General features: G+C 71.1%; 14 protein-coding genes. 8 read left to right on the top strand and 6 right to left on the bottom strand.

The window, feature by feature from the left end; translation table 11 throughout:
- The 3 genes from ACZ43N_RS35775 (at window position 1) to ACZ43N_RS35765 (ending at window position 3,081) form a co-directional block, all read left to right on the top strand.
- A complete protein-coding gene (locus tag ACZ43N_RS35775) occupies window positions 1-771 on the top strand; it encodes an ABC transporter permease (RefSeq protein ID WP_468103214.1) in 771 nt (256 codons plus the stop codon).
- 175 nt (window positions 772-946) lie between these two features.
- A complete protein-coding gene (locus ACZ43N_RS35770; protein WP_468103213.1) occupies window positions 947-2,218 on the top strand; it encodes an ABC transporter ATP-binding protein in 1,272 nt (423 codons plus the stop codon).
- Window positions 2,215-3,081, top strand: coding sequence for an ABC transporter permease subunit (locus tag ACZ43N_RS35765; RefSeq protein ID WP_468103212.1), 867 nt, complete (start codon window positions 2,215-2,217; stop codon window positions 3,079-3,081). The genes ACZ43N_RS35770 and ACZ43N_RS35765 overlap by 4 nt, the downstream gene beginning before the upstream one ends.
- Window positions 3,082-3,109: 28 nt before the next feature.
- On the opposite strand, the gene ACZ43N_RS35760 is transcribed toward ACZ43N_RS35765, so the two are convergent.
- Window positions 3,110-3,451 (bottom strand): ATP/GTP-binding protein, encoded by a 342-nt coding sequence (locus ACZ43N_RS35760; RefSeq protein ID WP_468103211.1) that lies wholly within the window; start codon window positions 3,449-3,451, stop codon window positions 3,110-3,112.
- A gap of 222 nt (window positions 3,452-3,673) precedes the next feature.
- Between ACZ43N_RS35760 and ACZ43N_RS35755 the strand changes: the two genes are divergently transcribed.
- Window positions 3,674-4,702, top strand: a complete 1,029-nt coding sequence (locus tag ACZ43N_RS35755; protein ID WP_468103210.1) for an LLM class flavin-dependent oxidoreductase — start codon at window positions 3,674-3,676, stop codon at window positions 4,700-4,702.
- A 90-nt stretch (window positions 4,703-4,792) separates the two neighbouring features.
- On the opposite strand, the gene ACZ43N_RS35750 is transcribed toward ACZ43N_RS35755, so the two are convergent.
- The gene (locus ACZ43N_RS35750; protein ID WP_468103209.1) at window positions 4,793-5,185 is read right to left on the bottom strand and encodes an SCO5389 family protein; all 393 of its coding nucleotides are present in this window, start codon (window positions 5,183-5,185) and stop codon (window positions 4,793-4,795) included.
- A 331-nt stretch (window positions 5,186-5,516) separates the two neighbouring features.
- On the opposite strand from ACZ43N_RS35750, the gene nucS reads away from it, so the two are divergent.
- Window positions 5,517-6,197, top strand: coding sequence for an endonuclease NucS (gene nucS, locus ACZ43N_RS35745; RefSeq protein ID WP_468103208.1), 681 nt, complete (start codon window positions 5,517-5,519; stop codon window positions 6,195-6,197).
- A 65-nt stretch (window positions 6,198-6,262) separates the two neighbouring features.
- On the opposite strand, the gene ACZ43N_RS35740 is transcribed toward nucS, so the two are convergent.
- The 4 genes from ACZ43N_RS35740 to ACZ43N_RS35725 form a co-directional block, all read right to left on the bottom strand.
- The gene (locus ACZ43N_RS35740; RefSeq protein WP_468103207.1) at window positions 6,263-8,953 is read right to left on the bottom strand and encodes an ATP-binding protein; all 2,691 of its coding nucleotides are present in this window, start codon (window positions 8,951-8,953) and stop codon (window positions 6,263-6,265) included.
- Window positions 8,954-9,254: 301 nt separating this feature from the next.
- The gene (locus tag ACZ43N_RS35735) at window positions 9,255-9,578 is read right to left on the bottom strand and encodes an STAS domain-containing protein (RefSeq protein WP_009297239.1); all 324 of its coding nucleotides are present in this window, start codon (window positions 9,576-9,578) and stop codon (window positions 9,255-9,257) included.
- A 184-nt stretch (window positions 9,579-9,762) separates the two neighbouring features.
- Entirely contained in the window at window positions 9,763-10,611 is an 849-nt protein-coding gene (locus ACZ43N_RS35730) for a 3-hydroxyacyl-CoA dehydrogenase family protein (protein WP_468103206.1), read from the bottom strand.
- Between the two features lie 129 nt (window positions 10,612-10,740).
- The gene (locus tag ACZ43N_RS35725) at window positions 10,741-11,382 is read right to left on the bottom strand and encodes a TetR/AcrR family transcriptional regulator (RefSeq protein ID WP_468103205.1); all 642 of its coding nucleotides are present in this window, start codon (window positions 11,380-11,382) and stop codon (window positions 10,741-10,743) included.
- A gap of 89 nt (window positions 11,383-11,471) precedes the next feature.
- Here ACZ43N_RS35725 and ACZ43N_RS35720 point away from each other — a divergent pair, with 89 nt between their 5' ends.
- The 3 genes from ACZ43N_RS35720 to ACZ43N_RS35710 are packed head-to-tail and all read left to right on the top strand — an operon-like array spanning window position 11,472 to window position 13,598.
- Window positions 11,472-12,254 (top strand): ABC transporter ATP-binding protein, encoded by a 783-nt coding sequence (locus tag ACZ43N_RS35720; RefSeq protein WP_468103204.1) that lies wholly within the window; start codon window positions 11,472-11,474, stop codon window positions 12,252-12,254.
- A gap of 8 nt (window positions 12,255-12,262) precedes the next feature.
- Entirely contained in the window at window positions 12,263-13,012 is a 750-nt protein-coding gene (locus tag ACZ43N_RS35715; RefSeq protein ID WP_468103203.1) for an ABC transporter permease, read from the top strand.
- A gap of 13 nt (window positions 13,013-13,025) precedes the next feature.
- The gene (locus ACZ43N_RS35710) at window positions 13,026-13,598 is read left to right on the top strand and encodes a cob(I)yrinic acid a,c-diamide adenosyltransferase (RefSeq protein ID WP_468103202.1); all 573 of its coding nucleotides are present in this window, start codon (window positions 13,026-13,028) and stop codon (window positions 13,596-13,598) included.
- Window positions 13,599-13,771: the final 173 nt, after the last annotated feature.

Raw genomic sequence — 13,771 nt, 5'->3', positions numbered from 1 at the left:
ATGGCCGCCACCCAGGTCGTACGGTCGGAGTGGACCAAGATCCGGTCGGTGGCGTCCACGGTGTGGACGCTGTCCCTCGCCGTGGTCGTCACCGTCGCGCTCGGCATCCTCATCTCGTTGCTGTCGAAGCACGAGTTCGACGACCTGAGCCGCGCGGAGCGGCTCTCCTTCGACCCGACGTTCGTCAGCTTCGCGGGGATGAGCCTCGGCCAGCTGGCGATGATCGTGTTCGGGGTGCTGGTGGTGTCGAACGAGTACAGCACCGGCATGATCCGTACCTCCCTGGCGGCGGTACCGCAGCGCGGCACGTTCCTCCTCAGCAAGCTCACGGTGGCGACCGCACTCGCGTTCGGAGTGGGACTCGCGACCAGCTTCGTGACCTTCTTCCTCGGACAGGCGATGCTCGGCGAGCTCCGGGCCGGCATCGGCGATCCGGGAGTACTGCGCGCGGTCATCGGCGGCGGCCTCTACATGACGCTCATCGCCGTGTTCTCCATGGGGGTCGCGACGATGCTCCGCGGGCCGATGCTGTCGCTCGGCATCCTGATGCCGTTCTTCTTCCTGATCTCCAACATCCTGGGCAACGTCGGCGCCACGAAGAAGGTCGGCCGCTATCTGCCCGATCAGGCAGGCAGCAGCATCATGCGCGTGGTCACCCCGGTGGACGACGACACGCCGTACGGGCCCTGGGGCGGCCTCGGCATCATGGCGCTGTGGGTGCTGGCCGCGCTGCTCGGCGGGTTCCTGCTGCTGAAGAAGCGCGACGCGTGATCAGAGGCCTGACCAGGAGAAACGTACATGCCAAGGCGGCACCCCTGTGACCTGCGCGGTTTTACTTACTCTTGAGCGGAACCGTCAACGCCCGGATAAGCTCCTACACCTTACGGGGGCGTGCGCCCCGACGTCCTGAGACGAGACGTCCTGAACCGTTCGATGGGTGCGGAGCATGATCGAGGCAGTCGGCCTGACTAAGCGCTATGGCGCAAAGACAGCCGTGTACAACCTTTCCTTCCAGGTGCGGCCGGGGGCCGTCACCGGCTTTCTGGGGCCCAATGGCTCCGGCAAGTCGACGACGATGCGCATGATCCTCGGCCTGGACAACCCCACCTCCGGGCAGGTGACGATCGGCGGCTACCCGTACCGCAAGCTGCCGAACGCCGCCCGCCAGGTCGGTGCCCTCCTCGACGCCAAGGCGGTGCACGGCGGCCGGTCCGCCCGCAACCATCTGCTGTCCCTGGCCCAGCTGTCGGGCATCCCGGCCCGCCGGGTGGACGAGGTGCTCGGGGTGGTCGGCCTCCAGGACGTGGCCAAGAAGCGCTCCAAGGGCTTCTCGCTCGGCATGGGCCAGCGGCTCGGCATCGCCGCCGCCCTGCTCGGCGACCCCCAGGTGCTGCTCTTCGACGAGCCGGTCAACGGCCTCGACCCCGAGGGCATCCTCTGGGTGCGCAACCTGATGAAGGCGCTCGCCGCTGAGGGCCGTACGGTCTTCGTGTCCTCGCACCTGATGAGTGAGATGGCGCTGACCGCCGACCACCTGATCGTGATCGGGCGCGGCCAGCTGCTCTCCGACATGAGCGTCAAGGACTTCATCTCGGCGAACTCCGCCGACTTCGCGCGGGTGCGCACCCCGGACACCGAGCCGCAGCTGCGCGAGAAGCTGACGTCCGCGCTGACCGAGGCGGGCGGCCAGGTGCTGCCCGAGCAGGACGGCGCGCTGCGGGTCATGGGGCTGCCGCTGCCCCGCATCAGCGACCTCGCGCACGAGGCCGACGTACGGCTGTGGGAGCTGTCCCCGCACCAGGCCTCCCTGGAGGAGGCGTACATGCGGATGACGCAGGGCGCCGTCGACTACCGCTCGACGACCGACCAGAAGGCCGGGCTGCAGCAGCCCCTGCCGCCCGGCGCACAGCCGCCGATGCCGGTGCCGGGCCAGGGCCAGCCCGGCTGGTACGCGCCGCCCGCGCCGCAGCAGGGCGGCCAGCCGTTCGCGCCGCCGCAGGGGCAGCCGCCGGCCGGTCCGTACGGGGCTCCGGCGCCCGGCGCCGCGCCCGCCCCGGCTCCGGGCCAGCAGCCGAACCCGTACGCCCAGGCCGCGCCCCAGGCCCCCGCGCAGCCGGCCGCCGCCCCTGCCGCGCCGGCCCCTGCCCAGCCGTCCGCCGCGCCGGCCGCCGCGCCCGCGCCCGCCGCCGATCTGACCAAGTCCGAGGACGCCCGATGAGCACGCCCCAGCCGCAACTCGCCCAGCAGCCACCCGCCCCGCACTGGCAGGGCGCGCCGGGCACGTCGTACACCTCGCCGATCCCGGTGGTGCGCACGCACCTCGGGCACGCGATCGTCTCCGAGTGGACGAAGATCAAGTCCGTGCGCTCGACGATGTGGACCCTGGGTGTCTTCGTCGTCCTCCTGCTCGGTCTCGGTCTGCTCTTCGCCGTCATCGCCGCGTCCGCGGACATGAACCTGGAGGGTGAGTCCCCCCTGGGGCTCGGCCTGTTCGGGGTGATGATCGGCAGCGTCTGCCTCATCACGCTCGGCGTGCTGACCACCGCCTCGGAGTACGGCACCGGCATGATCCGGACCACGCTGACCGCGTGCCCGAGCCGCAGCCGGGTGCTGGCCGCGAAGGCGATCGTGTTCTTCGCGCTGGCGTTCACGATCACCCTGGTGGCCACCTCGCTCGTCGCCTTCCTCCAGGTGGCGATCCTGGAGGGCACCAACGCGGCGGACCCGACCGGCGAGGAGTGGGTCAAGGCGACCGTCGGCGTGAGCCTGTTCCTCGCGCTGTTCGGTCTGCTGTCGCTGCTCGTCGGCTCGCTGATCCGCCACTCGGCGGGCGCGATCACCATCATGCTGGGTGTGTTCCTGGCGCCGCTGGTCATCGCGATCTTCATGTTCGCGGAGTCCCTGCGGGACGTGCAGGAGTTCCTGCTCAACTACTCGATCCCGAGCCAGCTCGGCGTCTTCTACGGCGCTGAACTCGGCGCGTCCGGCCCGTCCGGCTGGGACCCGCTGTGGATCATGCTGAGCCTGGTGGCTGTCACGTTCGTCGGCGCGTTCGCCCTGTTGGAGAAGCGGGACGTGTAACCGGGGGACGGACGCCCGGAGTCGGGGTTCAGCACCTCGGTGCGTTGCGGGACCGCTGCACCCGCGTGGTGCGGCGGTCCTTCGCGTTCCAGCAGGCCTTGTGCCAGTGGCGGCGCTCGTCGACACCCGAGTGCTCGGGCCAGGCGACGACGTGCGGGACCCCGGAGGGGATCATCTGGTCGCAGCCCGGGCAGCGATAGGTCTTGCCGGCCGCGCTCGCGCCCGCCACATGGCGCACGTTCCACTCCTCGCCCTGCCAGCGCTCGCTGGACTGCCAGCCGCCGTACCGGTCCGAACGGTCCTCGTCGGCGCTCCGGGCCGACGGACCCGACCGGCCATCGTCCTTGGGACGGTTGCGACGCGGGGACACGGGACACCTCACGGGGCTATACAGGGAGCAGGGTGGGTGTCCAGCCTACGCGGGCCCGAGGGGGGTACGCGTACGGCACCAATCGCCTCAGAACGCCCTCCGCTCGCCGCATTCTGCAGACAATCGGCAAATCTCGCCGCCAGGCCGTGTCTTCGGCACGTGTCAGAGGGTTATGCCGGGTGGGGGAGCTCCCGAGTCGGGGCCGAGGAAGCAGGAAGTGCGATGCGCGTAGGAACATTTGTACTGGGAGCCCAGTTCCCCGGCCAGGGGCAGGGAGAGGCTCTCCACCGGACGGTGCGGACGGCGGATGTGGCCGAGGAGGCCGGGCTGGACTCGGTCTGGCTGGCCGAGCACCATTTCGTGCCGTACGGGACGTGCCCGTCGGCGATCACCCTCGCCGCGTTGCTGCTGGGGCGCACCCGGCGGATCCGCGTCGGCACGGCGGTCAGCGTGCTGCCCACCGTGCATCCCGTCGCCCTGGGCGAGCAGGCCGCCCTGCTGCATGTGACGTCCGGGGGACGCTTCTCGCTGGGCGTCGGGCGCGGCGGCCCCTGGGTGGATCTGGAGGTGTTCGGCGCCGGACTCCAGGCATACGAGCAGGGGTTCCCTGAATCACTCGATCTGCTGTTGCGCTGGCTGAGGGAACCCTCGGTCGCGGCCTCGGGGGAACGATTCAGCTTCCGTGAGGTCCCCGTCGTCCCGAGGCCGTCGGAGGCCCTGCACGACACACCCGGTCCCGAGGTCGTGGTCGCCTGCACCTCGCCGACGAGCGTACGGCTGGCGGCCGAGCGGGGGCTCTCGATGCTCCTCGGCATGCATGTCGGGGACGAGGAGAAGGCGGAGATGGTGGCGATGTGGCGCAGGTGCGCCCGGACCGCAGGCCGTTCGACGGAGGAGATCTCCGCCGCGGCCCATGTGTCCGCCGGCGTCTGCCAGGTCGCGGACCGGCGCACCGACGCCGTGGAGGCACTCACCAAGGCCATGCCGGGCTGGCTGAAGCAGGGCCTGGACGCCCATGTGACCGTCGACGGCCGCGCCCGCACCATGCGGGACCCGGTGGCGTACACCGAACTGCTCTGCGGGCTCCATCCGGTGGGGACGCCGCGGCTGTGCGCCGACCGGCTCGCGGCGACGAGTGAGCGCACGGGCATCTCCCGCTTCGCCCTGCTCGTCGAGGGCTCCGGCGATCTGGCGGCGACGGAGGAGAACGTACGGCGACTCGGTGCCGAGGTGCTGCCTCACCTCGGCTGAGCCTTGCCGTGTCGTACCGGGTAGCTTGCCGCCCCGCTCTACTGATGCACCTCCCGCGGTTGGAGCGGCAAGCCGCGCAGCGTCACCGCCTCAGCAGTCCCGGAGTTCCGGGGACTGGTTGAGGAGCTGACCACGGACCGAGGTGAAGCGGGCCAGCCTGTCGTCCACCGACGGGTCCAGCGGGAACACCGCCACCCGGTGGCAGTTCTGGAAGGCCAGCCGCACGCCGAAGTGCCGCTGCAGGGCGCCGCGTATCGCGTCGCTGGCGAGCGCGCGCAGCAGCTGTCCGCGTGCCTGCTCGTCCGGCGGGGGCGTCTGGTTGTCGGCGAACTCTCCGCCTTCGACCTTCAGCTGGACCACCAGGGAGCTGATCATCTCCCACGCGTAGGGCAGGGAGGTCCGGACGCAGTCGACGAAGGCGGCTTCGTCGACCTCGCCTCGCTCGGCCTGTTCGAGTAGGGCCGGTGAGACGTCGAGCGACATGGGTACTCCTCTCGCACCCCCGCAACAACAGGGGTTGACGGACAGGGTCGGGGTTCGCGTTACCGAACACGCAGAGTGCACGGTTCGCGACCTCCCGTTTCTACGTTAAGCAACCGAACGTGACCGCACCAGGAGATTGCGCGCACCGACCTCACGCGGGACGCACACAATCAGCCAATGCCGAACGAGAGTTGACAGCGGCACATGCCACAGGACGACAAAACCCCGCGGACGGGCGCCGGGAGGGGTGACTCAGGGCGACAGACGCCGACGGGGTCGTCGTGACGGTCGAATCGCGCGCACCCACCGCCGTCGAGTAGCGTTGCCGACCATGCGTCTCGTCATTGCCCGCTGCTCCGTGGACTACGCGGGCCGGCTCACCGCCCACCTCCCCTCGGCCCCCCGTCTGATCCTGGTGAAGGCGGACGGCAGCGTCTCGATCCACGCGGACGACCGGGCCTACAAGCCCCTCAACTGGATGTCGCCGCCGTGCACCTTGAAGGAGGACACGGGAGACTCCGACGGCACGGCGGCCGTCTGGACCGTCATCAACAAGGCGGGCGAGAAGCTCATCATCACCATGGAGGAGGTCCTGCACGACTCCTCGCACGAGCTGGGTGTCGACCCCGGTCTGATCAAGGACGGCGTGGAGGCGCATCTGCAGGAGCTGCTCGCCGACCGCATCGAGACCCTGGGCGAGGGCTACACCCTCATTCGCCGCGAGTACATGACGGCCATCGGCCCGGTCGACATCCTGTGCCGGGACGCCGAGGGCATGACCGTCGCGGTGGAGATCAAGCGGCGCGGCGAGATCGACGGCGTCGAGCAACTCACCCGTTACCTGGAGCTGTTGAACCGCGACCCTCATCTCGCGCCGGTCCGCGGCATCTTCGCCGCGCAGGAGATCAAGCCCCAGGCCCGGGTTCTCGCCACCGACCGGGGCATCGGCTGCCAGGTCCTCGACTACGACGCCCTGCGCGGCATCGAGGACGACAAGCTGCGGCTGTTCTGAGCCATTTCACGACGAGGGGCCGGGTCCGTGGAAACGGACCCGGCCCCTTCTCGGTGATCGGGACGTCAGGCCGCGGACTCGCCGGGCGTCTCGGCGCCGCTCTGCGAGGCGCTCGCCGAGATGCCGTTGGACGGCGAGGTGCCGCTGGTGGTCCCCGCGGTCGTCCCGCTGTCGGCGCCGCCCGTGGTGCCGTCGGTGGTCGTCCCGCCGTCCGTGGTGCCCCCGGTTGTTCCGCCGTCGGCGCCGCCCGTGGTGCCGTCGGTGGTCCCGCCGTCGGTGCCGCCGGTCGTTCCGTCCGTGGTTCCGCCGTCGGCGGTACCGCCGTCCGCACCGCCGGTGGAGCCGTCCGTGGTCCCGCCGTCCGCACCGCCGTCGGCACCGCCCGTGGTCCCGCCCGTCGTTCCTCCGGTGCTCCCGCCGGTCGTCCCTCCGTTCGTGCCGCCGCCGGAGGAGCCCGAGGAGCCGCCCCCGCTCGTCCCGCCGTCCGACGAACCGGACGATTCGGAGGGCGACGGCTCGGCGTCGTCCGACGGCTTGGCCGTCTCACTGGGCGTCGGGTCGTCGGCGGTGCCGTACGTCCCGTCGGGGCCGGGATCGCTCGGCTCGGGAAGCACGCCGGGGCCGTCGTCGCCCTCGCCCTGCTTGGCGCGGTCGGCGCCGAGGCCACCGCCGTCGGCGCCCTCGCTGGCGGAGGGGTTGACGCCGATCCGCTCGGCGGGGGTGTTGTTCTTGTCCGAGGTCGCGCCGAGGGTCACCACGGTGCCGAGAACGGCGGCGAGCAGGGCGCCCGCCCCGGCGGCCACCAGGTTGCGCCGGGCGCCGCCGACGAAGCCCTTGAGCACACCGCCCTTGTGGGCGGGTGAGCCGCCTCCCGTGTGACGGGTGACGAGGGTGGACGCCCCCGTCGACAGGGTCGGGCCGACCGCCGTACCGAAGGCGGCCGGGGTGTGCCCGGAGGGCACTCCACCGGGCGGTGCGGCCGACTCCTCGCGCCGGGCGTCGGGCACCTCCTCCCCCGCCGCCGTGCCCCCGCCGGGCGGGGTCGCTCCGGAGCGGTCGGCGACCAGGGCGAGGGCCCTGCGGCCGGCGACGGTGCCGCGCTTGTCGGCGAGGGCACCGCGCAGCCCGATGGACGCCTCCAGCTCGGTGCGGGCCTCGTCGAGCCGGCCGAGGCACAGCGCGAGGACACCCAGCTCGTGGTGGAAGTAGGCCTGCTCGCCCGCCTCGCCGGCGAGGCGGGCCGCCTCCACGCCCGACCTGAGCGCCCGCTCCCAGGCGTTCCAGTGCAGGCCCGCCGCGAACGCGGGCGCCGCCTGCCGGGCGAGTTGCACCGCGACGCTCTCCTGCTCGTCCCCGGAGGGCTCGGTGAGCGGCCCGAGAGCGGTGAGCGCGGCGAGCAGGGCGTCCGCCTCGGCGGAGACCCTCTCGGGGGTGACCGACGGGTGTCCGGCCCACCAGGCGTAGTGCTGTGCGGCCGTACGGGCTCTGTCCTCGGCGCCGTCGCCGTATCCGGCGGCCATCAGCTGGGTCCGCACGCCCGCCGCGAGCCGGTAACGCGCGCCGGCCGGGGTGACCAGGGCGCAGCCGACCAGCTCGCCGAGGGCGGCGTCGGCATGGGTGTCGCCCACGAGGGCGGGCAGATGTGCCTGGTGCGGGACCTCCCCGTCGAGGACGACCGCGAAGCGCAGGGTTTCGCGCGCCGAGGCGCTCAGCCGGGAGGCGAGCAGCGCGGCGGGCGCGGCCCCCTCGGCGAGCGAGGGCAGCGGTATGTCGTCTCCGTCCGCGGCGGGCTCGGAGTGCGCCTCGACCGGCGGCGCGTCCTGGAAGACCCCGAACTCGTCGACGGCGTCCTCGCCGGCCCGCTGCCGGTCCCGTTGCCTGAGCAACGCCCCGGCCTGGGTGAACCGCAGCGGCAGGCCCTCGGACTCGAACCAGAGGTCACCCGCCCAGTTCGCCTCGTCCTCGGTGAGGCTCCGTCCGACGGCGCGCTCCAGCAGCTCCACGCTGCCGGCCCGGTCGAAGCCGCCGAGGACGATCTCCTCCAGGGGCGCGTCGGGGGACGGCAGGGGGGTTTCGGGGGTGGCGGCGATCAGGAAGGCGCACTCGGGGGTCGCGTCGAGGAGTTCGTCGAGCTCGGCGCCACCGAACTCCAGGTCGTCCAGGACGACGACGGCGCCGATCTCCCGCACGAGGGCGAGGAACGGCTCACGGCCGAGCCGGTGCGCGGGCGCGCTGTGCACGGTCGCGAACAGGTCGTGGAGCAGGTCGTCCGCGGTGCGCCGGAATCCGGAGAGCCGGACGACTCCGTCGGGCGCGAGGTCGGCGCAGTCCTCGGCGACGGCGTCGAGGAGGGTGGTGCGGCCCGAGCCGGGGGCGCCGGTGAGGCGGACGGAGCGGCCGCGCGCGAGCAGCCGTACCAGCCGTCCCCGTTCGTCGTCCCGCTGGAGCAGGGGCAGCTTGGGCAGGGTGGGGCCCGGGGGCACCGGTGGCCGGGCGGCGCGGTCGATCTCGGCGCGCTCGGCCGGGGCGTGCTTATCGGGCCGACCGGGCAGCTCGCCGGGCGGGCAGTTCTCGATCTCGCTGCCGTCCACGGGGTTGACGGTCAGCAGGAAGTCGCCCGAGACCAGCTGGACGGTGCGGGCGAGTGCCGGAGCGTGCCGGTCGAAGTCCTGGGTCAGCGCCTCACGTGGTGGGCGCCTGCCGGACGCCTGTGCGTCGTCGTGGCCGTGCTCGGATGCCCGGTTCGTCGGGTCCATAGGTTCTAGCCCCCCAAAAGCGTCTCGTGTGCTGGAGCCCCTCCCGGCCTTGTCGCACACCGCGCTGTCGCTTCTGGTCCGGAACCCGCTCGAGGGTTGCTGGCAGCGGGCAGCCGAACCCTAAACCTTCGCACAGTATCTCCGACAGTCCGGGGTACCGCGCCGCCCGAGACTTCACAGTCTCGTGAGAATTGGGCGTGTGGTGCGTTTCGCCCCCATGGTCCTCACGGCCCCCGGGGACAGCCGTGACGACCGAGTGTCCCGCACACACCGGGCCATACGTACGAACCCGCACGTCTGTTCACACCCGGGGCAGTGACTCCAGTCCGATGCCGCCCTCGATCGCCAGGATCCGGTGCAGTCGTGTGGCCACGAGCAGCCGCTGCATCTGCGGCGGTACACCGCGCAGCACCAGCCGCCTTCCGCACCGTCCCGCCCGCCGGTGGGCTCCCATGATCACACCGAGTCCGGTGGCGTCCCAGGAGTCCAGCTCTGACAGGTCGAGCACCAGGTCGCCGGCTCCGTCGTCGACGGCCGAGTGCAGGACCGTACGGGCGTCCGCCGCGCTGCGTACGTCGAGGCGGCCCCCGACGACCAGCTCGGCGTGGTCGCCCCTGATGTACATAAGCGCTCCCGTGAGTGCGTCTCGTACTCCGTGGTCTGAGTGATGCAACGTCTGACGGCGTTTGACACCGCCAGGTTGCCGTCTGTGAGCGAACCGATACCGAATTCACCTCAAGGGGTGAGGCCCCGGAGGCCCGTGCGTTCACTCGCGCGGCTCATGCCGACGGGTGACGCGTGTGCCGGCGTCAGTGCTTGTAGAAGCCCTGCCCGCTCTTGCGGCCGATGTCACCGGCGTCCACCATCCGGCGCATCAGCTCCGGCGGGGCGAACTTCTCGTCCTGGGACTCGGTGTAGATGTTGCTGGTGGCGTGCAGCAGGATGTCGACGCCCGTCAGGTCGGCGGTGGCCAGCGGTCCCATCGCGTGGCCGAAGCCCAGCTTGCAGGCGAGGTCGATGTCCTCGGCGGTGGCGACGCCCGACTCGTACAGCTTGGCGGCCTCGACGACCAGCGCGGAGATCAGACGGGTCGTCACGAAGCCGGCCACGTCGCGGTTGACGACGATGCAGGTCTTGCCGACCGACTCGGCGAACTCCCGCGCGGTGGCGAGCGTCTCGTCGCTCGTCTTGTAGCCGCGGACCAGTTCGCAGAGCTGCATCATCGGGACGGGCGAGAAGAAGTGGGTGCCGACGACGCGCTCCGGCCGCTCCGTCACCGCCGCGATCTTGGTGATCGGGATGGCGGAGGTGTTGGAGGCGAGCACGGCGTCCTCGCGGACGACCTTGTCGAGCGCCCGGAAGATCTCGTGCTTCACTTCGAGCTTCTCGAAGACGGCCTCGACGACGATGTCCGCGTCGGCCGCCGCGTCGAGGTCGGTGGTGGCGGTGATCCGCCCCAGCGCCGCCTCGGCGTCCTCGGCCGCCAACTTGCCCTTGCTCACGAACTTGTCGTACGACGCGGTGATGCCGCCGATGCCACGGTTCAGCGCCTCGTCGGTGACATCGCGCAGGACGACGTCCCAGCCCGCCTGCGCGGACACCTGGGCGATACCGGACCCCATGAGTCCGGCTCCGATGACGGCGAGCTTCCGTGCCACTGTGCGACTCCCCTGATACGCGCTGTTGATGTGTTGCCTCTCGGGCGGACACTAGCGCCCGTGAGGGGCCGTGTGACCGCTTAGTAATGCGAGTCACGTCTCAAGGGACGGACATCACACCGGCAGCGCTCACTCGGAGGGTCGGACGGCGTAGTTGAGCACCGCCTCGCTCAACAGCCCTTCCATGTCGTCCAGGAGGAGAAGCACCTCTCGGGACACTTCGTCCGGATTGTGCCCGGCGAGCATCCGGCGGCCGACGACGGCCATCGTCGTCTGGTGAACCCAGTTGATCTGACCGGCGATCAGGGTCGGCGCGGGGTCGCCGGCCGGGGCGCCGGTCTCCTCGCGAAGGACCCCCTCCAGGTTGTCCTGGATCTCCTGCTGGATGCTCCACAGCCGGGAACGCAGGGCGGGCGCCTCGTGGATGACCGTCATGAAGCGGTCGTACCCCTCCATCAGGCCGACGCGCGGTGAGACGGCCTCGACCTCGGCGCGCAGTTCGCGCAGCACGGCCGCGACGGCCGACTCGCCGGGGTCGCGGCCGCGCACCCAGCGGGCGAGGCGCTCGACGACGCCCGCGCTGCGGTCGAAGAAGAGATCCTCCTTGGAGGGGAAGTAGTTGTAGACGGTGTTCACCGAGACGTCGGCCGCGTCGGCCACATCCTGCATCGTCACCGTCACGAAGCCGTGCTCCAGGAACAGGCCGGTGGCGATGTCCGAGATCCGCTGCCGCGTCTCGCGCTTCTTGCGCTCCCTGAGCCCCTCCGCCATGCCCACATCCTAGGCACCGCCTTGATCATTGGACTCGGTGAAAAATTGGTGTCATTGCAAATTTTCAGGGACTCTGTTTTTCTGGAGCCATGCCCATCATCAGTACGGCCGGTCTGGCCCGTACCTTCCAGACGAAGCGCGGCCCCGTGGAGGCCGTGCGAGGAATCGACCTCACCGTCCGCTCCGGCGAGATCCTCGGCTTCCTCGGCCCGAACGGCGCCGGGAAGACCACCACCCTGCGGATGCTCACCACCCTGCTGCCCCCGACCGGCGGCGCGGCCACGGTCGCGGGCCACGACCTGGCCGGCGACCCGGCCGGGGTCCGCCGGGCCTGCGGCTATGTGGCGCAGTCGGGCGGGGTGGACCCGCAGATCACCGTGCGGGAGGAGCTGGTCACCCAGGGGCGGCTCTACCGGCTGACGAAGTCCCAGGCGGTGGGACGAGCCCGGGAGTTGGCCCACGATCTCGACCTGAGCGAGCTGCTCGACCGCAAGTGCGCCGCGCTCTCCGGCGGCCAGCGACGCCGTCTCGACATCGCCATGGCGCTCACCCACCGGCCGCGGGTGCTGTTCCTCGACGAGCCGACGACGGGACTCGACCCCGGAAGCCGCGCCGACCTGTGGGACCTGGTCCGCCGCCTGCGCGACAAGCACGGCACCACGGTGTTCCTGACCACGCATTACCTCGACGAGGCGGACGCCCTCTCCGACCGGCTCGTCGTGGTCGATCAGGGGCGGATCGTCGCCGACGGCACGCCGAGCGCGCTCAAGCTCCGCCACGCCGGGTCGGTCGACGCCTCGCTCCAGGACGCCTTCCTCGCCATCACCGGCCGCGGTCCCGCGCCGGCGGAATCCGCTCCCGTAGCTGTTTAGGACTCCCGATGCTTCTTCACGACACGGCGCTGATCTTCGGACGTTATGCCCGCCAGACCCTGCGCTCCCGTTTCGCGATGCTGTTCGGCGTGCTCATGCCGCTGTTGTATCTGCTCTTCTTCGGCCCGCTGCTCACCGGCCTTCCGCTCGGTTCACGTGGCAGTTCCTGGCAGGTGCTGGTGCCCGGCCTGCTGCTCCAGCTGAGCCTGTTCGGCGCCTCCTTCGCGGGTTTCATGGTCATCCTGGAGAAACAGTCCGGTGTGACCGAGCGGATGCGGGTCACACCGGTGAGCCGCCTGGCCCTGCTGCTGGGCCGGGTGCTGCGGGACGCGGCGGTCTTCGTCCTCCAGGCGGTGCTGCTGGTCCTCGCGGCCCTGGTCATGGGGTTGCGCGCCCCCGTCGCCGGCATCCTGATCGGCTTCGTCTTCGTCGCCCTGCTGACGGTCTCCCTCGCCTCGCTGTCGTACGCGCTCGCCATGAAGGCCCGCTCGCAGCACGAGTTCGGTCCCGCGGTCAACGCCCTGACGATGCCCTCGATGCTCCTGTCGGGCCTGATGCTGCCGATGTCCCTGGCCCCCGGCTGGCTCGACCTCCTGTCCCACTTCGTACCGTTCCGCTATCTGGTCGACGCGATGCGGGACGCCTACGTCGGCGTGTACACGACCTCGTCCATGCTGTACGGCGTCCTGGCCGCCGTCGGTCTCACGGCGTTCGCCGTGACGGTGGGCACACGGGTCTTCCGGACGGCCGGGGCGTAACTACGCTGGCCACATGGTCAATCTGACGCGCATCTACACCAGGACCGGCGACAAGGGCACCACCAACCTCGGGGACATGAGCCGGGTGCCCAAGACCGACCTGCGGATCTCGGCGTACGCGGACGCCAACGAGGCGAACGCGGTGATCGGTACGGCGATCGCGCTGGGCGGGCTGGACCAGGAGGTCGTGAAGGTCCTCACCCGGGTGCAGAACGACCTCTTCGACGTCGGCGCCGACCTGTCCACGCCCGTCGTCGAGGACCCGCAGTTCCCGCCCCTGCGTGTCGAGCAGTTCTACATCGACAGGCTGGAGGCCGACTGCGACCGCTTCAACGAGCGACTGGAGAAGCTCCGCTCCTTCATCCTGCCGGGTGGTACAGCCGGCGCGGCCCTCCTCCACCAGGCCTGCACCGTCGCCCGCCGCGCCGAACGCTCGACCTGGGCCGCCCTGGAGGCCCACGGCGACACCATGAACCCCCTCACCGCCACCTACCTCAACCGCCTCTCCGACCTGCTGTTCATCCTGGCCAGGACCGCGAACAAGGAGACGGGGGACGTGCTGTGGGTGCCGGGCGGAGAACGCTGACCGGATGACACCGGCGCGGGCAGGCGCACGGAAAGGGGCGTGGGGGGGGGGGGGGGGGGGGGGGGGGGGGGGGGGGAAGGGGGGGGGGGGGGGGGGGGGGGGGGGGGGGGGGGGGGGGGGGGGGGGGGGGGGTCCTGGGGTTCCCAATAAGTGTAGTGATTCTCTATGAAGAA

This window comes from Streptomyces sp. NPDC030814 (genome assembly GCF_055572155.1).
The sequence above is the reverse complement of the archived record's forward strand: the minus strand, read 5'-3'. Positions and strand labels throughout refer to the sequence as shown.